At 32.3% G+C, this 22,316-nt stretch carries 20 protein-coding genes; 13 read left to right on the top strand and 7 right to left on the bottom strand.

Features of this window, described 5'->3' with window-relative positions:
- Nucleotides 1-23 precede the first annotated feature (23 nt).
- The 7 genes from CPIN18021_RS01985 to CPIN18021_RS01955 form a co-directional block, all read right to left on the bottom strand.
- Nucleotides 24-701, bottom strand: coding sequence for a response regulator transcription factor (locus CPIN18021_RS01985; RefSeq protein ID WP_078424295.1), 678 nt, complete (start codon nucleotides 699-701; stop codon nucleotides 24-26).
- Nucleotides 694-1,911 carry a PAS domain-containing sensor histidine kinase gene (locus tag CPIN18021_RS01980; RefSeq protein WP_078422939.1) on the bottom strand — a complete coding sequence of 406 codons (1,218 nt, stop codon included), beginning with the start codon at nucleotides 1,909-1,911 and terminating at the stop codon, nucleotides 694-696. Before CPIN18021_RS01980 ends, CPIN18021_RS01985 begins: the two co-directional genes overlap by 8 nt.
- Entirely contained in the window at nucleotides 1,904-2,497 is a 594-nt protein-coding gene (locus CPIN18021_RS01975; RefSeq protein WP_236844873.1) for a sulfite exporter TauE/SafE family protein, read from the bottom strand. The genes CPIN18021_RS01980 and CPIN18021_RS01975 overlap by 8 nt, the downstream gene beginning before the upstream one ends.
- Before the next feature lie 70 nt (nucleotides 2,498-2,567).
- Nucleotides 2,568-3,686 carry a glutamine-hydrolyzing carbamoyl-phosphate synthase small subunit gene (gene carA / locus CPIN18021_RS01970; RefSeq protein ID WP_078422937.1) on the bottom strand — a complete coding sequence of 373 codons (1,119 nt, stop codon included), beginning with the start codon at nucleotides 3,684-3,686 and terminating at the stop codon, nucleotides 2,568-2,570.
- A complete protein-coding gene (locus tag CPIN18021_RS01965) occupies nucleotides 3,686-4,237 on the bottom strand; it encodes a DUF507 family protein (protein ID WP_078422936.1) in 552 nt (183 codons plus the stop codon). The genes carA and CPIN18021_RS01965 overlap by 1 nt, the downstream gene beginning before the upstream one ends.
- 137 nt (nucleotides 4,238-4,374) lie before the next feature.
- Nucleotides 4,375-5,343, bottom strand: coding sequence for a restriction endonuclease subunit S (locus tag CPIN18021_RS01960; RefSeq protein ID WP_078424293.1), 969 nt, complete (start codon nucleotides 5,341-5,343; stop codon nucleotides 4,375-4,377).
- Between the two features lie 6 nt (nucleotides 5,344-5,349).
- The gene (locus CPIN18021_RS01955) at nucleotides 5,350-7,161 is read right to left on the bottom strand and encodes an HsdM family class I SAM-dependent methyltransferase (RefSeq protein WP_078424292.1); all 1,812 of its coding nucleotides are present in this window, start codon (nucleotides 7,159-7,161) and stop codon (nucleotides 5,350-5,352) included.
- A 282-nt stretch (nucleotides 7,162-7,443) separates the two neighbouring features.
- On the opposite strand from CPIN18021_RS01955, the gene ccoN reads away from it, so the two are divergent.
- The 13 genes from ccoN to CPIN18021_RS01890 all read left to right on the top strand — a co-directional run bounded on the left by ccoN (nucleotide 7,444) and on the right by CPIN18021_RS01890 (nucleotide 22,307).
- Entirely contained in the window at nucleotides 7,444-8,931 is a 1,488-nt protein-coding gene (gene ccoN / locus CPIN18021_RS01950; protein WP_078422935.1) for a cytochrome-c oxidase, cbb3-type subunit I, read from the top strand.
- On the top strand, nucleotides 8,924-9,589 hold the full coding sequence (gene ccoO / locus CPIN18021_RS01945) for a cytochrome-c oxidase, cbb3-type subunit II (protein WP_078424291.1): 666 nt from the start codon (nucleotides 8,924-8,926) through the stop codon (nucleotides 9,587-9,589). Before ccoN ends, ccoO begins: the two co-directional genes overlap by 8 nt.
- A gap of 9 nt (nucleotides 9,590-9,598) precedes the next feature.
- Complete coding sequence (locus CPIN18021_RS01940) at nucleotides 9,599-9,808, top strand: cytochrome c oxidase, cbb3-type, CcoQ subunit (protein WP_078424290.1); 210 nt, start codon at nucleotides 9,599-9,601, stop codon at nucleotides 9,806-9,808.
- A 1-nt stretch (nucleotide 9,809) separates the two neighbouring features.
- Nucleotides 9,810-10,685: a c-type cytochrome gene (locus CPIN18021_RS01935; protein ID WP_078424289.1), complete on the top strand. Its 876-nt coding sequence runs from the start codon at nucleotides 9,810-9,812 to the stop codon at nucleotides 10,683-10,685.
- A complete protein-coding gene (locus CPIN18021_RS01930) occupies nucleotides 10,685-10,897 on the top strand; it encodes a DUF4006 family protein (protein ID WP_078424288.1) in 213 nt (70 codons plus the stop codon). Before CPIN18021_RS01935 ends, CPIN18021_RS01930 begins: the two co-directional genes overlap by 1 nt.
- 101 nt (nucleotides 10,898-10,998) lie before the next feature.
- The gene (locus CPIN18021_RS01925) at nucleotides 10,999-11,592 is read left to right on the top strand and encodes a hypothetical protein (protein ID WP_078424287.1); all 594 of its coding nucleotides are present in this window, start codon (nucleotides 10,999-11,001) and stop codon (nucleotides 11,590-11,592) included.
- Nucleotides 11,585-12,070, top strand: coding sequence for a FixH family protein (locus tag CPIN18021_RS01920; RefSeq protein ID WP_078422930.1), 486 nt, complete (start codon nucleotides 11,585-11,587; stop codon nucleotides 12,068-12,070). Before CPIN18021_RS01925 ends, CPIN18021_RS01920 begins: the two co-directional genes overlap by 8 nt.
- The gene (locus CPIN18021_RS01915) at nucleotides 12,051-14,390 is read left to right on the top strand and encodes a PD-(D/E)XK nuclease family protein (RefSeq protein ID WP_078424286.1); all 2,340 of its coding nucleotides are present in this window, start codon (nucleotides 12,051-12,053) and stop codon (nucleotides 14,388-14,390) included. The genes CPIN18021_RS01920 and CPIN18021_RS01915 overlap by 20 nt, the downstream gene beginning before the upstream one ends.
- The gene (locus CPIN18021_RS01910) at nucleotides 14,387-17,149 is read left to right on the top strand and encodes a RecB-like helicase (RefSeq protein WP_157888036.1); all 2,763 of its coding nucleotides are present in this window, start codon (nucleotides 14,387-14,389) and stop codon (nucleotides 17,147-17,149) included. The genes CPIN18021_RS01915 and CPIN18021_RS01910 overlap by 4 nt, the downstream gene beginning before the upstream one ends.
- Nucleotides 17,150-17,229: 80 nt before the next feature.
- Nucleotides 17,230-17,655 (top strand): 50S ribosomal protein L13, encoded by a 426-nt coding sequence (rplM, locus tag CPIN18021_RS01905; protein ID WP_069637795.1) that lies wholly within the window; start codon nucleotides 17,230-17,232, stop codon nucleotides 17,653-17,655.
- A gap of 2 nt (nucleotides 17,656-17,657) precedes the next feature.
- The gene (rpsI, locus tag CPIN18021_RS01900) at nucleotides 17,658-18,047 is read left to right on the top strand and encodes a 30S ribosomal protein S9 (protein ID WP_069633315.1); all 390 of its coding nucleotides are present in this window, start codon (nucleotides 17,658-17,660) and stop codon (nucleotides 18,045-18,047) included.
- Between the two features lie 130 nt (nucleotides 18,048-18,177).
- Nucleotides 18,178-19,851 (top strand): 4Fe-4S dicluster domain-containing protein, encoded by a 1,674-nt coding sequence (locus tag CPIN18021_RS01895; RefSeq protein WP_078424866.1) that lies wholly within the window; start codon nucleotides 18,178-18,180, stop codon nucleotides 19,849-19,851.
- 188 nt (nucleotides 19,852-20,039) lie between these two features.
- Entirely contained in the window at nucleotides 20,040-22,307 is a 2,268-nt protein-coding gene (locus CPIN18021_RS01890; protein ID WP_078424284.1) for a molybdopterin oxidoreductase family protein, read from the top strand.
- The last annotated feature ends 9 nt before the right edge of the window (nucleotides 22,308-22,316 follow it).

Raw genomic sequence — 22,316 nt, 5'->3', positions numbered from 1 at the left:
ATCATGAAGTGATAAAATAGTGATTATCTTATATCTATTTTATATCCTAGACCTGGGGCATTTTTGATAAAGCGCTCATCAGTCTTGTCGCGTATCCTTTTGACAAAGGTCCTGATGGCTGCTTCGGTGACACTCTCGCCTATCCATACTACATCTTTTATCTCTTCGTGTAGCACAACAGTACCTAGTCTTTTTACTAGCAGAGATACAAAAGCTAGCTCTTTTTTTGTCAAAGTTATCTCTTTGTCTTTTTTTATAAGTATTCGTTTGGTTTTATCAAATTTATACTCTTTTGATATATCTACTATACATGTAGAGCTTATTTTAGAACTTGCTATGTGAGCTAGAGATAGTAAAAACTCATCCACATCTATAGGTTTTAGGATATATTTGTCTATACCTAGCTCTATGGCTTTTAGGAGTTTTTCTTTTTCACTATATGCTGAAAGAAGCACTACAGGTGTAGTTGGTGATATTTCTTTGATAGCTTTTGACATATCAAGCCCATCTAGTATAGGCATAGCTATATCACTTACTACCATATCTGGGGTGTATTTTTTAAATTTTTTAAGACCTTCATCGCCGTTTTGTGCAACTATGACTTTAGCGAACTCATCTTTTAAGACATCTTCCATGAGTTTTCTTGTCTCGTTTTCATCTTCTATGAAAAGTATTGTTAAATTTTGTAAAATTTCACTCACTAAGTTCTCCTTTTATTGGTATTTTTATGCTAAAGCAAGCTCCATTGTCTTTGTTTTTTACCATTATAACACCTTTTAATTTATCTATGATAAGCTTTGACATATAAAGCCCTATGCCCGTTCCTTGTGATGAGTGCTTTGTAGTAAAATAAGGCTCAAAAATCTTATCTATGATATCATCGCTTATACCGCCCGCATTATCACATATGCTTATGACGGCTAGGTCTTGTTCTTGTGATGTAGTTATCTTTATCTGCTTGTTTTTTATATTTCGCTCTACACAGGCATCTTTGGCGTTGTTTAGTATATTTATGATGACTTGTGTTAGTTTGGACTTATAGCCAAAGATCTCTGTATCAAACTCGGTATTTATAGATACATTTATCTGCTTTTTCTCAAATGTCCCTTGAAGCATCATAATAGAATCATGCAAGGCATCAGATATAAAAAATGCTTCTGGTGCTTTGCTTGTGGAGAAGAAATTTTTAAAGTCCTCTATCGTGTTTGACATATTTTTTATGATGTTTTTGCATTTTTCATAGGATTCGTTAAATTTATTTTTATCCTTACTCATTTTAAAAAGTGTAATACTAAGCTCGTTTAGAGGCTGTCTCCACTGATGAGCGATATTTGCTATCATCTCACCCATAGATGCCAGGCGAGACTGAGTTAGTATGATTTTTGTTTGCTCTTCGTTTTTAGCTACTTCGGATTTTATGATATCTTGCAAATTTTCATTTAAGACCCTTAACTCCATTGTCTTTTCTTGGACTATCATTTCTAGGTTTTCATTTAGCTTTTTTAGCTCTTGTTCTTGCGATATAAGCTGTTCATTTAGCTCTATGAGCTTAGTAGTATCGTACCTTATAGCTACAAATTCCTCTATATCGCCTTTTGAGTTTAGGATGGGCGATATAGTGGTGTGCAGATAGATGGTTTTTTTGCCTTTTGTGAGGTTTTTGATTATACCTTTGTAGACTTTTTTTGACAGTATCGTATCCCATAGGTTTTTAAACACATCTTGACTTGCATCCGGATGCCTTACTATGTTGTGATTTTTACCTATAAGCTCTTGTTTGGTGTATCCACTCATCTGACAAAACTCATCGTTTACAAATGTTATTATACCGTTCATGTCTGTTTTTGATACTATGTTACTTGCCTCTATAGCGTATTGATACTGTTCAAATTTATCTTTTATATCATCCATATGCCGTATATCCTAAAAATGCTAGATAAACTCCGTTTATCATTATGATAGCAAGTGATACCTTAAACATCATCTGTTTAAATCTCACGGAGATAAAGCCAAAAAGTGTAACAGCACCCAACATACTCGGCAAAGTGCTTAATCCAAATACAAACATGATAAGCATACCTTGCAGGGCTGAGTCACTTACGATAGACATAGCAAGAAAATAATAAACCAAACCACAAGGTAAAAGACCGTTTAAAAATCCAGCAATAGCAAAGCCTATAAAGCCTTTTTTGCTTAGTGCAAATATACTCTTGGTTACTAGCCTTGAAATTTTGTCATTTTCTATAAGGTGTAAAAATCCACCACGAACCCAAAGCGCGGTGGCTAAAAGCACAAGCAAGACACCTACAATAAAAAAGAGTAAAGCCCTAGAGTTTGAAGAGATAGCAAATACACCTCCAAAAGCACCAAATATAGCTCCAAGCAATGAGTATGAAATGACTCTTGCGATGTGGTATGATAGGCTTAGTAAAAATGATGAAAGTATATCTTTTTTTTGCACGGCGATAGACTGCAAACTCAAAAAACCACCACACATACCTACGCAGTGGCTAAAACTACTCAAAAATCCAACAGCTACTATAGTCGTAAAACCAAGTTCTTGCATATCAGAGTATGTCTAAAAACTGCCTAAAGATATATCTGCTTTCATTTGGTCCGCCACTTGCTTCTGGGTGGTGCTGGACTGAAAATATAGGATAGTCTTTATACCTTACGCCTTCTATAGTGTTGTCAAATAAATTCCTATGGGTTATGGTAGCTACTTCGGCTATCTCTTCTGGGACATTGTAGTTGTGGTTTTGGGTGGTTATCTCTATGGCTTTTGTTTCAAGGTTTTGGACTGGGTGGTTTGCTCCGTGTTGTCCAAATTTTAGCTTATAAGTAGGATATCCAAAGGCATTTGATAAGAGCTGATGACCTAGACAGATACCAAAGATAGGCACTCTAGCTTGGATTAGCTTTTTTATCTCGGCTATTTGCGATGTTAGCTTTTTAGGTTCGCCTGGTCCATTTGATAAAAATACACCGTTTATTTGCTTGTTTTTATACTTATCTATCAAAATATCAGCATTTGTATCGTGAGGATATACCTCTACCTCTATGCCTACTTCGCAAATTTCATTCAAGATAGAACTCTTTACTCCAAAGTCAAGCACAGCTACTTTTTTGCCAACACTTTTTAGATTTTTGTAACTTTGAGATATATTATCCCAAGATGCCGTGTTGTAGGTGTAGCTTTGTTTTGAACTTACTTTGCTTACATAGTTTGTATCTTGTATATGTCCTGCTTGTTGTAGCTTTTGTTTTAAAATTTCTTTATCACTTGTAGTGGTTGAGATGTATGCCATCAAGGCACCCTCATCTCTTAGCATCTTTGTAAGATATCTTGTATCTATATCATAAATGCCAAATTTTCCTTGTTCTTTGAAAAATTCGCCAAGAGTTTTTTTAGATCTAAAATTTGAGTCAAATTCGTTGTAGCTTCTTACAATGATGGTATTAGCTTGTATCTTTGGGCTTTGCATATCATCATCGTTTATACCTACAATTCCTATCTCTGGCATAGTAAATACTACACACTGACCTGCATAACTAGGATCTGTAAGTATCTCTTCATAGCCTGTTAGAGATGTATTAAAAACAAGCTCAGCAGCACACTCGCCACCTACTCCAAATGCTTTTGCTTTTAAAAAAACTCCATTTTCTATATAGATATAAGCATCCATTAAAGCATACCTCTTTTTTGAAGCTCATCTTGGTATAACTTTTCAAATACCAAGTCATACTCTTCACTTCCTGGCACAAGCTTTCTTTTGTAATTTTCTATCTTATCAAGAACCTCATCTTCTATCTTTTCATATATTTTTAGATAGCCATCTATTGAGTTGTAGATGATGTTTTTTACTCTATTTTCTGATACATTGTATTCTATCAATACATCATCCAAGAGAGAATCCAGTATCATATGTGCTACATTGCTGTATCTATCTTCAAATGATAAAACAACATCAAATTCAGGTGCTAGTTTTTTCTTAACCAACCAAAACATATTTTTTCTATCGATCTGCATAAGATCCATTTCATCTTCGTTACTTTCTAAAAGCTCATTGACTTTTTCTTCAAGTGCTTTTTCTTTTTTTACATCTTCTGTTAATATATTTTGAGCTATTTCTGTTATAGGTTCTATACCTGCGTTTAGTGTAACGAAGCTTGAGTTTAATAAATCTATGGCTATTTTTCGTGCTATGTATGGTGTGTGCGGAAGTTTTATACGCATATTTACCCTTTTAAATTTTTTGGTTATTTTAGCTAAATAAAAGTAAAAAAGTGTTAAAAGTAAGACTAAATATATTTTTATTAAGCTCCTAAAAAATACAAATTAAGTTAAAATATCAAAAAAAATACTGCAACATTTTATAATGTTTGTGAGTAATTAAGTGATTTTATATAATTTTCCATAAATTCAAAATCAACTTCTCCATTTTTTGCAGGTAGTTTTATTTTCATTTTTTTTATTCTTGTTTGACTTGCTTTGCGACCATAATTATACCTGTATTGTTCTAGGTTAAGGATTGTTACTAAAAACATAGCAATATATTTATTCATTTTAAATTTTGGAATTAGCTTTTCTACATGATCACTTGCTGAAAAATCAAAGGGCTGATAAGAGCAATACCCTAAAACAGCACTATCTATACTCAAAACATTTCCATCTTCTGTGCTAAAATCATAAAATCCTTCGATACCGTTATTAGATGCTTGTGTTGTTACATAAGGGTATTTTCCGATGCCATATTCTTCTAATTCTATCATAGAAGTTGTTTTACTTCCTGTTATATCAAATAAATCTTTTATGTAGAATTCTTTCCAGCTATCGGTATTTAAGCTTAACTTTTCATTAGACACTGGTTTTGAAAGCATCTTTGCTTGTAAGTTGTTTTTATAATTAGACATTTTAGTTAAAAGCTGATGTGGTATATCTTTGGGGATTAATAAATCTTTTAAGGTTTTGTTTGCTTGTCTTCCGTAGTTATATCTGTATTTGTTAGCATAAATACATTTTGAATAAAAGAGCATTTGAATCACTGACATCTCTTTTTTAGGTGATAACACCATGATATGATAGCCAGTATAATAAGGTTGAGGCTGATAAAATGTTGCTAAAACTGAGCCACCAACAGCAACAGATAAAGTATGGGCTGTATTTGGTTTTATGTCAAACATTTCATAAACAAAAGCGGAAACACCGTTGTTTTTCTCTGTTCTTGAAATAAAAGGTGTAGCTCCACGGTCTGTAGACTTGCACTGTTCTAGATTTATTAACTCAAGACTATTTCCATACTTAATATCAAACAACTCAGATAATCTAACCAAATCATTCATAATATTTTAGCCTTGTATTTTGTTATTAAACAAAAAAGTAGCATAATTTAAAACAGTGTTTTCAAAGTCTTCTTCGCTAAGTTTTATATAATCTGTCTGCATATAGGCCTCCGCACACCACTCATCATCGGCTGTTATAATTTTACTAACACTAAAACCAGCTTCTTGTTTTTTGTTGATATAGTTTGAGATCCATTTTTCTTTTATAGCTTCCCACTTTCCAAAGGCATCAAATCTGCCTCGTATTTTGCGTTTTACAAATCCATCATCTTTATAATAACCAAAATAAGTTTCTTTATTTTTTGGATGTGGCTTGTGTGCTTTAAATATCATTATGCAAGAAACCACTCCAACTTTTGAATTAAAAAACAATTCATCAGGCATTGACAAAACAGCTTCAAGGGTATGGTTTTTTAGAATGTTCTTTTTAAGCTCATAAGCATTGCTCTTTGTTGCTAATGCACTTTGCATAGGCACGATAGCGATGCAAGTCCCACCATCTACCAAGCATTCCAAATTATTAAGGATAAATTCAAACTCATCGGTGTCATTTTTTTTGTTTGATTTATAAGGTGGGTTTAAAAAACCAACAGTTGGTTTATACTCTTTGACTTTGTCAATTACATTTTTATCAAAACAACTACCATTAATAATATTTGTTTTTCCATCTTGATGGATATACATATTTGATACAGCCAAAGCAAAAATATGCGACTGATACTCAACACCTATGAGTTGTTTTGATTTTATTTCTTTTTCTTTAGCTTCATCTCCCTTTGCATCTTGGAGCATTTTTTTCATAGCAGAGATCAAAAATCCACCTGTGCCGGTGCAATTATCATAAATAACTGAGTCTTTGTTTACTTGTGCTAATTCTGCAAATAACTCTGTTATATGTGGTGGAGTTAAAACGATCCCTAAGCCTTTATCGCTATTGGCATATCGTAAAAATTCTATATACAACTGACCTAACACATCAAAATACTCATGGGTTTTTATGAATTGATTGATATTTTCATCAATTTCATCGATCAATTCTTTTAATACATTTTCTTTTTTAGATAAAGATGTATCTGTCTTTATGAAACTAAACTGGATATTTAAGTTGTTTAATTTTTCTAATCCTATATTTGCATTTTCTAATTCATCTGAAACTGTCTTAACAAGTGCTTCTGCTAAATTTTTTGCTGTTTTGTATGAAGCATAGGAGCTTTTAAAGGCTTCATTTTCTAGTGCGATTAAAATACAACTTATAAGCAAACTTCGTTGGCTTTCTAAAATCTTATAAATATGTAGTTTTTCATTTAAGCTTTTAGTAAAATCAAGTAAGGTTTTATAATCTTGTCTAAATTTTTCCGGGCTTTTTAAATAGCCATTTAGATACTCATTTGGCGAAAGTAATTTATCATCAAATATAGCACTTGCTTTACTTTCTCCTTTTAAATGCAAAAAATGAGATACTTTTAAATGGCTTTCATCTTCACCACCAATACCAATAGCAAGAACATCAAAATCCTTACTTAAATAAGAAGCATAAAGTAATACTCCATCAACTGCAAAATCAGAATATTTATCTTTACTTTCACTTTCGTGTTTTTTTATATCGGCTTTGCATTCAACAACGATCAAAAATTGCGAATTTTGTTTGTATGAAATAATAAAATCAGGATAGCCTTTTGCACTTCCATTTTTAGATGCTGTCTTTAATAATTTGTCTATTTTTAGGATATCTGATTTTTGCTCTTCGATACTAATAATATTAGTATATTGCCCAAAATGATTTCTAAGGATACCTTCTGTTTTTCTCTCGTTTGGCATTTTATCTCGCTTTTGTTCTATCTAACAATGTTTGTTTTTATAAAATTATACAATATACTTTCTTTATTGCAGAGTAAATTTATAATTAAGTTTTTTGACTTTTTTGACTTATGTTATGTTAAAAATATTTATATTATAAAGTAACTATATATTTAATTTTAAAAAGAATTTTAACTAAAATAAATATAAAAATATATTATTTAAGTTTTTTTATATTGTTTTTATCTTAAAATAATAAAACTTATATTATTGTTTAATGTAAAATTAACAAGGAGGGTTTTAATGCGACCTAGTCAGACATTAAGTTACGACTATAGTGTAGCTAAACTTTTTATGTTTTCTACCTTAGTTTTTGGTGTGGTTGGTATGCTTCTTGGCGTTATTATCGCTTTTCAGATGGCATATCCTGACCTCAATTATATAGCAGGAGAATACTCAACATTTGGCCGTTTAAGACCATTGCATACAAATGGAATTATATTTGGTTTTATGCTTTCTGGTATTTTTTCTACTTGGTATTATATAGGACAACGTGTTTTAAAAGTGTCTATGAGTGAATCAAAATTTTTGATGTTTACTGGTAAATTGCACTTTTGGCTATACATAATACTTATAGCTTTTGCTGTTGTTACTCTATTTATGGGTTTAAGCTCTTCAAAAGAGTATTCTGAGTTAGAATGGCCACTTGATATAATGGTTGTTTTGGTGTGGGTTCTTTGGGGAATCAATATCTTCGGCCTTATAGGAATTCGCAGAGAAAAGACGCTTTATATATCTGTATGGTATTTTATAGCTACATTTCTTGGTGTTGCTATGCTTTATCTTTTCAACAATATGGAAATTCCAACAAGATTAGTATCTGGATATGGCTCTTGGATGCACTCTGTGTCTATGTATGCCGGAACTAATGATGCATTAGTTCAATGGTGGTTTGGTCACAATGCGGTTGCATTTATCTTTACGGTTGCGATAATTGCACAGATTTATTATTTCTTGCCAAAAGAGAGTGGGCAACCTATATTTTCATATAAATTATCATTATTCTCATTTTGGGGTCTTATGTTTATATACCTTTGGGCTGGCGGTCACCACTTGATATACTCAACAGTGCCTGACTGGATGCAAACAATGGGTTCAATATTTTCTATAGTATTGATACTTCCATCTTGGGGTTCTGCTATAAACATACTACTTACAATGAAAGGCGAATGGGTTCAACTTCGCGAAAATCCTCTAATAAAATTTATGATATTGGCTTCTACATTCTATATGTTCTCAACGCTAGAAGGTCCTATACTTTCTATAAAATCAGTAAATGCTTTAGCTCACTTTACAGATTGGATTCCTGGACACGTTCATGATGGCGCATTGGGCTGGATAGGCTTTATGATAATGGCAGCTCTTTATCACATGACACCTCGTATGTTTAAACGCCAATTGTATTCAAAATCTTTAATGGAAGTTCAATTCTGGGTTCAAACAACAGGTATAGTTTTGTACTTTTCTTCTATGTGGATAGCTGGTATCACACAAGGTATGATGTGGAGAGCTACTGATCAATACGGAAGCTTGCTATACTCATTTATAGATACAGTTGTTGTTCTTGTTCCATACTATTGGATTAGAGCTATAGGTGGTGCTTTATACCTACTAGGATTTTTTATATTTGTATTTAATATCTGTAAATCTCTATCGGCACCAAAAATAAATTTTGAACCAAAAAATACAACTCCTATGGGTGGTTTAAATTCGGAGGTTTCACATGTTTAGTTGGTTAGAAAAAAATCCATTTTTCTTTGCTGTAGCAGTTTTTATACTGATAGCTTATGCTGGTGTAGTCGAAATTTTGCCTGATTTTTCAAACAGAGCAAGGCCTTTAGAAACAACAAAACCTTATAGCGTTTTACAATTAGCAGGGAGACAGGTTTATATAAAAGAAAGCTGTAATGCTTGTCATACACAATTAATCCGTCCATTTAAAAGTGAGACAAATAGATATGGCATGTATTCTATGAGTGGCGAATATGCTTATGATAGACCTCATCTTTGGGGTTCAAAAAGAACAGGCCCTGACTTATGGCGTGTAGGAAACTATAGAACTAGCGATTGGCATGAAAATCACATGAAAGATCCTACATCTGTAGTTCCAGGCTCTATAATGCCTTCATACAAACATATATTTGTTAAAAATGTAGATATAGAAACAGCTTATGCGGAAGCTTTTACAGTTAAAAAAGTTTTCAATGTGCCTTATGATCAACCTGATATGCCAAAACTTGGAAGTTTTGAAGACACACAAAAGCAAGTAAACATGGAAGCTTCTGAGATTGTATCGCAGATGAAAGATCAAAGCATAAAAGATGCATTTGAAAAAGGCGAAATTCGTGAGATAGTAGCGCTTATAGCTTATCTAAATAGCCTTAAATAAGGAATAATTATGGACATGCAAACTATAAGAGAGCTTCAAGCTTACGGCTTTTTTTTCTTTACTCTTTCTCTTGTGCTTGTTTTGTATGGTTATTTTTACCATCTTTACAAGTCAGAGAGAACTGGAAGAAGGAATTATGAAAAATATTCTAATCTAGCACTTAATGATGACCTAAACAGTGCTATATTAGAGCAAAATATTAGCAAAAAGGGGCTTTGATATGCAGTGGTTAAATTTAGAAGACAATATTAATCTATTGTCATTAATTGGTGCTTTTGCTATCGTTATACTGACTGTTACAATAGTCGGAAGATATGTAAACAAAATGAAAGATAAAAGCGAAGCAACTGCGCCTTTAAGCGAACATGAATGGGATGGAATTCAAGAATATAAAAACGATCCTCCACTTGGTTGGGCTGTCTCTTTTGTATTGGCTTTGGTTTGGGCTATATGGTATTTTTTAGCTGGTTATCCACTAAACTCATACTCTCAAATAGGAGAGTATAATGAAGAAGTAAAAGAGTATAATGCAAAATTTGCAAAAGAACATGCAAAATTAGATCAAAGCACATTGGTTGATATGGGTAGTAGTATATTTTTAGTATCTTGCTCCCCTTGTCATGGAATAATAGGAGATGGAATGCAAAATAAAGCAGCCAATCTAAAAACTTGGGGAAGCGAAGAAGGGATATACGAAGCTATCGTTAATGGCTCCAAAGGTTTAGGCTTTGATGGTGGAGAGATGCCTAAAGCTTCCGATCTTGGGCTTAATGAAGAGAGCGCAAAAGCTATAGCGGCATATGTCGCAAAAAATATATCTGGCATAAAAGCTACAAAAAATGAAGCCTTAGTGCAAAAAGGCGAAGAGCTATATAGCGGAACTTGCACGGCTTGTCACGGCGATGATAGCAAAGGAATGGATGGAGTATTTCCTGATCTAACCACATACGGCACCAGTGATTTTGTCACTATGGTTTTAAATCGTGGTAAAAATGGAGATATAGGCGTAATGCCTAAATTTAATGAAAACATGCTAAATAAAATTCAAAAGCGTGCAGTTGGAGAATATATACTTTCTCTTTCAAGGAGTAAATAATGCAAAACGAAAATAGATCTGTATTCGCCCTTAATGGAGTAACTGGAATGCTAATAGCAACTGTTTTGCTTTTAAGTATTTTGGGGGTTTTGACATATTTTGCAATAATTATCCAACAAGATGTTTCAACAAAACCTTATAAGATAGAAAATGCAAGTGGTCTTAAAGCAAAAAGCGTTGAAAACAAAAAACATTTTATGGTTAAGGAGTAGTATATGTCAGTTATATTAGAAAAAGTTATAATATTACTAATAGCTGTGGCTGGGATAGTTTGTGCATGGTCAGTACTTACTCCAAATCATCTTTTTATAGGATGAAGTGGCTTGATTTTAAGGGCGTTTTATTCGCCCTTTTGTTTCTTGTAAGTGCTTGTTTTGGCGATAAGTTTGTATTTAATGATGATAATATTTTAAGTCAAAAAGTTGAAGAAAAACTACAAACAATAGCAGATGAGCTATACTCAAAAACAGGTATTTTTGTAGGTGCTAGTGTATTTGAAAATCTAAACAAACAAAGCTTAGATGATAAGTTTTTATCATTAAACATAAAAGAACCTTTTGCATTTATAGCGCTAGCAAAAGATGAAAAAAAAGTTGAAATCTATGCAGACAAGAAAACATTAGAATTATTTAACAAAGATCAAATCCTAAGCCCCTTTCCAGAATCAGGAACGATACTGCCTATATTAGCATCAAAAAATGGAAAAGATATATACAATGCCGCTATATTAAATGGATATGGCGACTTATCTGAACAAATAGCAAAAAGCAAAAATATAAAACTTGTAAATGCGATAGGAAATAGCAATAAAGATACACTTAATTTATTAAGATTTTTTATATATGGGTCAATGATATTTGTATTTTGCTTTATGTTTTATAAAAAAAGGGTAGCAAAAAATGTCTGATAAAAGCAAAAAAACATTTTGGCCTTATGGAATTTTACTAAGCATTATAGCTGTGATAATAGCCTGTGTAGCAACAATAGTAGTATCACTTGATTATCCGGTAGAAATGGATAATTTTAACCTTGAAAAATACCAAAAGGTTGATTCTGATATAAATGAAATAATGAAAAATCAAAAAGAATTTGAAAAAAGATTTGATGTAAAAATCTTAACAAAAAATATAGATTTAAATAAAGAAAACAAAATAGATATAAAAATATCAAAAAAACTATCAAATTTAGAAAATCCAAAATTTGAAATCTTGCTAACAAGACCAGATACAAATGCACACAATGTAGATTTAAATGCAACATATAGTGATGAGATTTTGACAACTAAAAGCTTCACACCAAATCTTATCGGAAGATGGCAAATTATGTTAAAATTAGCAGATAAAAACTCAACAGGATTTTATAAATTTGAACTTTTTGCCAGATGATAAATTATTTGTATTTGCAACACTAAGGTGCGTTAGGGATTTTATAAAAAACTCTAAAAGCCCATTAAGCCAAAAGGCTATTAGTATGGGCGATTTTTTACAAAAGGCTATATTTGTAAGAAACTTGCAAAAGCCAACGGATGCACAGCTTTTGCTTATAATGCAACAAGCCTGTAAAAACACACAAAATGCCCACGAAAAACTAGCAATACCAAAAGATTTTTTTGCATTTTTAAAACACAACGACTATCTGTTTTCTTTTTTTAAGGAGATAGCTCATCAAAGAAAAGATATAAACGACCTAAAAATGAGCGACATATATGCCAACTATGAAGAGCATATAGAAATACTATCAAACACTCTAAAAAATTATAAAGAACTTATGCAACAAAATGGCTTTTATGATGATATAAGCATATGTGATATATATGAGATAAATGAAGACTTTATAAGCCAATATAGCGAGATAGATATCCAAATAAACGGGATTTTAAGCGAGTTTGAATGGGAAATAATACTAAAATGCAAAGAGCTAACAAAAGTAAATATCATATTTAATACTTCAAAACTAAATAAAAAACTTATAGAAAAAATAGCCGCAATAAGCAAAAAAAGTATTGATGAGTTTTTGATGTATCATAAGCTCATGCTAAATTTAAACACTTTAGAACTAAGCGACATAGAAAAAAATCAACAAAACAGAGTGGTTTTAACAAAATCATTTCAATCAAGAAGCTTGCAAGCTGCTTTTATATTTGAAAAAATTTCAACCTTTATAAAAGATGGAATAAGCGCTGATAAGATAGTTGTAATACTACCCGATGAGGGCTTTGCTGAAATTTTAAAAATGTATGATGATAAGAAATTTCTGAGTTTTGCCATGGGTAAGCCTTTTTCAACTACACTTTTTTACACCACCATAAAAACGATATTTGAATGCTTGAAAGAGCAAAAAAATATAAGCTTAAACGATGATGTTTTAAATCAAAAAGAGCTAAAAAAGAGTGAAACATTTTTAAATTTAATACATCTAGACAAAGGACTGTTTGATTTTATAAATATAAACTATGCTCAGACAATAAGCTTTGATGATATAAAAAGCACACTAGAAAAGCTATGTGAATATTTTGGAGATAGGGATATTTATAATATCTTAAACGAAGAGCTATTTTTAATGCGCCAGCTAATAAATCAAAACAAGCTTAGGTTTTTTGAAGTAGTAGAGCTTTTGCTTATAAGGCTAAATAATGCAAAAATAGATGAAGTTGGTGGCGGTGCTGTTCGTGTGCTTGGGATACTAGAAAGCAGAGGGCTTAAATTTGATGGGGTTATTATCGTTGATTTTAACGATGACTTAGTGCCAAAAAGAAGTATAAATGAGATGTTTTTAAGCTCAAATGTCAGAAAAAAAGCTGGGCTTGTAAGCTACAAAGATAGAGAAAATCTTCAAAGATCATATTATGAAAGCCTTATTTGTAATGCAAAAAAAGTCGCTATATCGTATGTAAATACGGAGAGTAAAATTTCTTCAAGATTTTTAAATGAGTTTAATTGCATACCTGATAAAGAATTTGATGAAGATGCGTATATGGCTTTATTTCACAAAGGAAAAAAAGCAAATTTCTACAGCTGTAATACAGATATAAAACACGATTTTTTTGAAAAACCACTATCTTTTACAAGGCTAAATACATTTAGAAAATGTGCTAAAAAATACTACTACCGCTATGTATTAAAACTTGATGAGCCCAGATCTCTTGAGCAAGGCGTAAGCTCGGATTATGGAAATAGCATACACAAAGCACTTTTTGAATACTATAAAAATTTTACTGATTTTAATCTGTCTGATTTTTTAAAGGTGTTAGAAAAAGAGAGGCTAAACCCGCTTGAGTTTGAGTTGGCAAGTATGAAATTTAAAGAGTTTGAAAAAAGCGAAAATGAGCATTTTTCACAAGGCTGGAAAGTAAGTGAGCTAGAGTGTGAAAAAACAAATACAATAAATGGCGTAAATATAAAAGGCACGATAGACAGGATAGACAAAAAAGGCTCTGATATATGTGTGATTGATTATAAAACCGGTTCTAGCAAAGACCCTTTGCAACTTGAGTTTTATGAGCTACTAATAGGCAAAAAATGCGAAACATACTTTTATAATCTAAAAGACAGCATGAAGCTTGAAGCTTGTGAGAGCAAAGATGAGATATGCAAAATCTTAGATGAGATAAAAGAGTATTTTTCAAACAAACCAACATACAAACCAAATCCATCAACAGAATGTAGCTACTGTCCTTTTTTTGATATATGCGAAAGGAAAATATGAAAAATTTCTTTGGGCTAAAGGCAAGTGCCGGTAGCGGTAAAACATTTGCACTTAGCGTAAGATATGTGGCACTTTTACTCAAAGGGGCAAAAACACAAAATATCATAGCACTTACATTTACAAAAAAAGCAGCCAGTGAGATGAGCGAAAGGATAGTATCTCTTTTTTTAAATCTAGATCAAAAAAAAGCAGAACTAGCAGAAATTTCAAAACTTCTAAGAATAAGCGAAAATGAAGTTATAGATAAAAGAGATGAGCTTAAGAGCGACTTTTTAAGCTCAAATTTAAAGATAATGACATTTGATGCGTTTTTTAGCACTATCCTAAGAAGCTTTAGCTTAAATTTAGGACTAAATCCGGACTATGATATAAAAGATATAGGTAGCGATGTATTTAAAGAAAATTTCATAAATCAAATAGCAAAAGATGAAAAACTACTAAAATCATTGGCTATTTATATACTTGAGTTTTCAAAGGGTCAAAATGATTTTTTTGAAACTCTTGAAATGCTATATGATAATTTTAGTGAGATAAATATAGCCGGCGGAGTGAGTTATCCAAATGATAATAAAGTAATGAGCTTATGCAATCAAATAAAAACATACATACAAAATAAAAATGGCTCAAACACAGCAATAAATGCCTTTAATGTAGCTAATGCCTTAGAACTTTGCGAAAAAAGCGTGATACAAAGAGAGAGCTTGAACTACCAAACATTTTCAAAGGTTTATGATGATGAGCTTGATGTGTATTTTGATGAGCTAAAAGATGAATTGCAAAAATATATTAACGGCCTTGAGAAATACAAGCTAAATGAGCTAAATCAGTTTTTAAAAACATATAAAGATATCAAAACAGACTTAAACAAAAAGCTAAATGAGCTTAGTTTTTCTGATATAACAAGGCTTACAAATGAGCTGCTTTATAACAACCTAGATAAGCAAATGCTTTATTTTAGACTAGATGGCACTATATCACACCTTTTAATAGATGAGTTTCAAGATACAAACGTAACACAATACAATATAATATTTCCTATAATAGAAGAGATAGTTGCAGGATACGGACAAACTGGGCTTGGAAGCTTTTTTTATGTAGGCGATATAAAGCAAAGTATTTATAGGTTTCGTGGCGGTAAAAAAGAGCTTTTTGATAAATTAAAAGATGATTTTAAACAGATAGAAGTTGAGAGTTTAAAGACAAATTATAGAAGTGCTAAGTTTCTTGTTGAGTTTGTAAATGAAAAGATGAAAGATAAATTTAATACCCAAAACAGCAATCAAGAAGATAATTTTACCGAGCAGATACCAAATAGCGATAAAAATGGATATATAAAAGTTGCTGAGTGTGATGATGTAGTGCAAAGCTGTGTTGACGAAGCAAAAAGACTTTTAGACTTAGGAGTGCAAAGTAAAGATATAACTGTGCTTTGCTGGAAAAATGATGATATAAAAACGATATGTGACAAATTAAAAGCCCAAAACATACCATCTACCGATGAAGGAGCAATGCTACTTAAAAACTCAAAACCTGTCTTTGGGCTTATAAACTACGCTAAATTTTGTCTTTTTGAAGATAGGATATACTGTCAGAATTTCATATCGTATTTTGGATTTGAACCTACAAAAGTAAAACTAGATCTTAATAAAACAGCAAACGAGTGTCTTTATTATCTTGCAAAAATAGCAAATATATCAATGCAAGACCTTGATATACTAAGACTTTTTGAGATAAGCTCCAGTTCATCTGATATAGTTAGCTTTTTGTTTGAGTTTGAAAACTCAGATGAAAAAGCGATAAATAGCGATAGCTTTGGCGTAAGAGTTATGACAACACACAAATCAAAAGGGCTTGAGTTTGATACCGTAATACTTTGCGATAAACTATCAAAAGGAAGACAAGGTAAGGGTAGATTTATATGCGAATACGATATAAAATCAGGGTGGCAAATAAAACTTAATGTTTCAAATAGAGAGTTTTTTGACAAAGAGTATAAAAAACTCATAGAGCAAAGCGAAAGTCTAGATAAAGAAGAAGAGATAAATAAGCTATATGTGGCTTTAACAAGGGCCAAAAATAATCTCATCATACTAAAAACAAACAACCCAGATGCATCAAGACCTAGTTATTTTAGTAAATACAAACTAAAAAGTGGTAAGGTGTATGACTATCTTGATCTGGAAATTTGCGAAAAAGGCTCTATAAAAATAGAGCAAAATAGTAGCGATAGTACAAGCAAAACAACAAAAAAAATAGAGCTTGTAAGTGTAGAAAAAGACACAACAACAAATAAAGAAAAAGAGTATGAGCTAAATCTAAATAGCATATATTTTGGAACTGCTCTTCATTTCTTGCTTGAAATGACAAAGAGTTTTGATGAAAAAAGCTTAAGGTATCAAGAAGATGCTTTAAGAGATAAATTTTCTAAATTTTTATCAAAAGATGAGCTTGATGAGATCGTAACAAGATGTATAAATTTGGTAAATGATAGTGATTTTAAAGAGTTAGTAAAAGATTCTGTCATAAAAAAAGAACAAAGCATATACTACAAGGAACAAACAAAACAGCTTGATTTGATGAGTGTTAAAAACTATACCATAACGATAGTTGATTATAAAAGTTCTAAAAAAGATATAGAAAATAACAAAAAGCAAGTTTTAGAATATACAAAGATAGTTAAAGAAATCTATCCAGATATGAAAGTTTGTGGCATTATATTTTATGTTTTGAAAGATGGGATAGAAAAAATTATTATTTAAATTTTGCTTAAATTAAGCTATTTATAAGTTTATTTAAGTAAAATCACACTCTAAAATTAAATTTTGGCAAAGGTAACAAAATGACAAAAATAACAAAGCCAAACGAAGTAAAACGCGATTGGATTGTAATAGATGCAAGCGGTAAGCGTTTTGGTAGAATGCTTACAGAAGTAGCAACATTACTTCGTGGAAAACATAAACCAAACTATACACCAAATGTTGATTGTGGTGATTATGTAGTTATTATAAACGCTTCAAAAGCTGAGTTTACTGGTGCAAACAAGGCTGAGCAAAAATTATACCATAGACACTCTGGATATTTCGGAAGTGTAAAGAGTGAAAAATTTGGTGATTTGCTAGCTAATAACCCTGTAAAACTTTACAAACTTGCTGTTCGCGGAATGCTTCCAAAAACTAAGCTAGGTAAAGATATGATCAAAAAACTAAAAGTATATGCTGGAAGTGAACACCCTCACACAGCACAAATCGCTAAAGAAGGAAAATAATAATGGCAACAGTTTATGCAACAGGTAAAAGAAAAACAGCAGTTGCTAAGGTTTGGATCAAATCTGGTAGCGGAAAAATTTTAGTTAATGGCATGGATCTTAACACTTGGTTAGGTGGCCACGAAGCTATAAAATTAAAGGTAGTTCAACCTTTACTAGCAACTAAACAAGAAACTTTGGTAGATATCAAAGCTACTACACTTGGTGGTGGTTACTCAGCACAAGCTGAAGCTTTAAGACACGGTATATCTCGTGCTTTAGCGGCTATGGATGCTGACTTCAGAGCTGCTTTAAAACCTAAAGGATTACTTACTCGTGACTCTCGTGTTGTTGAGCGTAAGAAATTCGGTAGAAGAAAAGCTAGAAGAAGCCCTCAGTTCTCAAAACGTTAATATATTTTCCCTGCTTATGCGGGGAATTCTTATTCTTTTTTAAAATTAAAATCCACTTATAATTTTTTATCCAAAATTAACACTTTTAGTTGTAGTATGATAAAACTAATTTTAAAAGGCGTAGTCTATGATGAAAGAATTTGGTTTTTATAACGCATTTGATGAACCGGTGGTTTTAAACGAAGAGATAGAGATAACAGATGACACAAACTCACATTTTTTAATCTCAAACTCAGAAAAATTAAAAGCCGATATAGTAGCAAATGAGATAAATTTTTATCTAAAAAATACACAAGATGATACTTTGAATAAAGCAAAAAATACACTTTTATTATATGAAGCTAGAGCAAATACTTTTGATTTGGCAAAAGATATAGACTATGAAAAAAAAGTTGGAAAAAATGTAGTTATAGTTAGCAATAGCGAAAAATCACAACTAGCAGATTTACTAATAAAAAATGAATATAAAGTAATTGAACTGACTCATTTTGAAGTTAAGTTTGTGTTTGGAGCTGTTGGAGAACTTAGTGTTATAGTCTTAAGAGACAACGATGAGTTTGAGTTAGATTGTGATTTTTTCTTGGTAGAAAATGCACGTGATTATATGCTAAAACAAAGTGGCTGTATAGAGATATCTGGTAAAAAAGATGATGAAATTTTAGCATTTTTAAACTCCTGTAGTCCAAATTATTCATATAAAAGCTATATACATTATGATTCTAGCATCTGCCAATACCACGAAAGAAGACAAGAAATTTGCGGAAAATGTGCAGACATATGCCCAACCGTAGCCATACTAAAAGAAGATGAGACAAAACATCTTGTTTTTTCGCATATAGATTGCGTAAATTGTGCTGAATGTATAGCTATTTGCCCTAGTGGGGCGCTTGATTATTCTCTTATGCCAAGAAATGCATTTTTAGAAACTACAAAATTATACAAAGATAAAATTCCTCTTGTTGTTGCAAATGATTCAAGCTTAGATGAGCTAGATATAAAATTACCTGTCGGGGTATTGCCTTTTGGTGGATGGAGTGAGAAGTTTTTTAGCGAAACACATCTTTTGACTCTTTTACAAGAGAGTGGCTCTAGTATAATTATCTATACAAAAACAAGAGCTAGAGCGTTAAGTTCTTCTGCTGAAATAATAAATCAAGTTTATAAAATCAAATTTAACAAACAAGCAGTTTATATAGCAAAAAATGAAAAAGAGCTAAAAGAGGCTTTATCACAAGCTGGGTTTATAGATGGCAGTTATTTTAGTATGAGCGAGTATGCTTTGGCCAAAAGAGAGATTTTTGCAAAAAGACTTAGCTTTTTTGTAGGAGATGAAAATTTAGGCGAAGTCTATACAGATGAAAACATAAGATACGGAAAAGTACAGATAAACCAAGACAGCTGCACACTTTGTCTTAGCTGTGTTGGCGCCTGTAACGTAGGTGCTTTGGTAGCTGACAAAAACACAAACTCAATACAATTTAACCCAAGTGTTTGCACGGCCTGTGGATACTGCGAACTAAGCTGTGCCGAAAAAGATACAATAAAACTAACAAGGGGTAAAATAGAGTTAAAACCATCTACTTTTGTCTATACACAGCTAGCACAAGATGAGTTATTTAAGTGCATAGAGTGCGGCAAAGAGTTTGCTACAAAAAAAGCTGTTGAAAAAATAGCTACGATAATGACTCCAAAATTTGCAAATTTCCCAGAAAAAATAAAAACTTTGTATTGTTGTTCTGACTGTAAAGCCAAGGTTATGATAAAAGCACAAATCGAAGCTAACAAGGAGCTAAATGCCTTTTAAAGGGGTATTTAGCTTAAGCCTGAGTATTACGAATTTTATATAATTATTACTCATTTTTATATTTTATCCTTAAACAATAAAAATTAATAAATTTTTTATATTTTTTTAAACATTTATATGCAAAAATTGCATAATAAGTAAATATGCTAGTTTGAAATATTTGAGCTATTTGCAAAAAAGGAGGAAAAATGAAAAGCGGAGGAAAAGTCATCTGTCCGTATTGTGGGACAGGATGTGAAGTAGAACTTTTTGTTGAAGGAAATCATATCAAATCTGCTGTTGGTGTTGAAGACAATCCTGTTAACGAGGGAAGTCTTTGTCTAAAAGGATGCTACGGTTGGGATTATGTAGGAGCTCCTGATAGACTAACTAAGCCACTTATTAGAAAAAAAGATGGTGTTTTAAGCAAAGATGGGGACTTTGTTGAAGCCAGTTGGGATGAAGCACTTGACCTTATAGCAAACAAAATGAAAGATGTTGTTGAAAAACATGGGCCAGATGCATTGGTTGGAAATTTTTCAGCAAGGTGTACACTAGAAGATAACTATGTAGCACAAAAACTTATGAGGGTACTTGGAACAAACAATATAGATCACTGTGCTCGTATTTGACACGCTCCGACAGTGGCAGGACTTGCCAAAACAATCGGTAACGGAGCAGCTACAAATAGTTTCACAGAGATAGGAACTCATAGTAACTGTATACTAATGATAGGTTCAAACCCTGAAAATGGTCATCCTATCGTAGCTATGCATGTTCAAAGGGCTTTAAATAGAGGTGCTAAACTAATAGTTATAGATCCTATAAAAACAGAATTTGCAAATAGAGCAGATATACATTTGCAACTTGAACCAGAACATAATATACCTGTAATAAATGCGTTGATTTATACAATCATAGAAGAAAATCTTGCTAATTATGATTTTATTAAAAAACACACTCATGGATTTGAGTATGTTAAAGAGGCTGTAAAAGATTATTCGCCAGAAAAAGTTGCTACATATACAAAACTAAAAGCCGAAGACATAAGAGCGGCGGCTAGAATTTATGCTACTACAAAACCAGCTGTAATAACACACGGAATGGGCGTAACACACTTTAATCACGGTGTAGGTGGCGTTTGTGATATATCAAACTTAATGCTTATAACAGGTAATATTTGTGAAGTTGGTAGCGGGGATTTGCCTATAAGGGGTCAAGAAAACGTTCAAGGCTGTTGTGACATGGGCGTTTTACCAAATGTATTTCCTAATCTAGGCGCAGTAACAGATCCTGAGGCAAGAGAATGGTTTGAAACAAAATGGCATCTACCAAAAGGACATTTAAGCGATAAGATAGGAATTCATAAAACAGAAGTTCCAGATGCGATATTGGATGGTAAGATTAAGTTTTTTTGGACAATAGGTGAAAATCCTGTTATATCTGAACCAAACACAAACCACTTCTTAAAAGGTGTTTCTGAGGTTGAGATGTATGTGGTTCAAGATATTTTCTTAACAGAAACAGCTTTAAAAGCTGATATAGTATTGCCAGGTGTTGCAAGTAGCGAAAAAGAGGGTCTTTATGCAAATGCTGAGCGTAGAGTTCAGCACAATGATGCGGTTATAACACCTCCAGGTGATGCAAGACAAGACTGGTGGATAGTATGCGAACTTGCCAGAAGACTTGGATATGGGGAGCTATTTAACTATAAACATCCAGAAGAGATATGGGAAGAAGTAAGAAAAATAGACCCTAAAAGATACGGCGGCATGAGTTATTATAGACTAAAAAGAAATCACGGATTACACTGGCCATGCCCTGATGAAAATAGTATGGGTGGTCAAAGTCTATATCTTGATAAAAAATTCTTCACACCAGACGGAAAGGGAAATTTAGTACCTTGTTTGTTTGTTGATAAAGCAAGCGATATAGAGACAGCAAAAGAAGATTTTGCAAAAAAATTAAACATGCCAGAAGACTACCCTGTAATGGCTGGGTCTATTGATGAAAAAACAGATGAGCAATACCCTATACAGTTACTAACAACAAGAAAAGTATATCAATATACAGTTGGCACAATGACAAGACGCTCAAAAGCGATAGAAGAAGGTGGCGATAGCATAGGACCTATAGCTGAAATGAATCCAGCACTAGCTGCTAGGTATGGAATATCTCACGGCGATTTTATAAAAGCATGGAGTAGATATGGCTATATAGTAATCAAAGCTGACTTAACCGACTGTGTTCCTGATGGAATCATACAAATGACATTCCACTACTGGGAAAGTTCATGTAACGAACTTACAAGTTCTGGATGGGATTATATATCAAAAACTCCTACATTTAAAGCTGCAATCCAAATCAAAAAGATAGATGAAGATGAGTTTTTAAGAGTTAGAGAGTTAAAAAAAGAGAAATTCCAAACTTCAAAAATCATATTTGATGACTTCCACCATCATCCTATGACTTTTTAGACATTTATG

Origin of the sequence: Campylobacter pinnipediorum subsp. caledonicus (assembly GCF_002022005.1) — a bacterium.
Lineage (GTDB): Bacteria > Campylobacterota > Campylobacteria > Campylobacterales > Campylobacteraceae > Campylobacter_A > Campylobacter_A caledonicus.
This window is presented reverse-complemented; position numbering and strand designations above follow the sequence as displayed.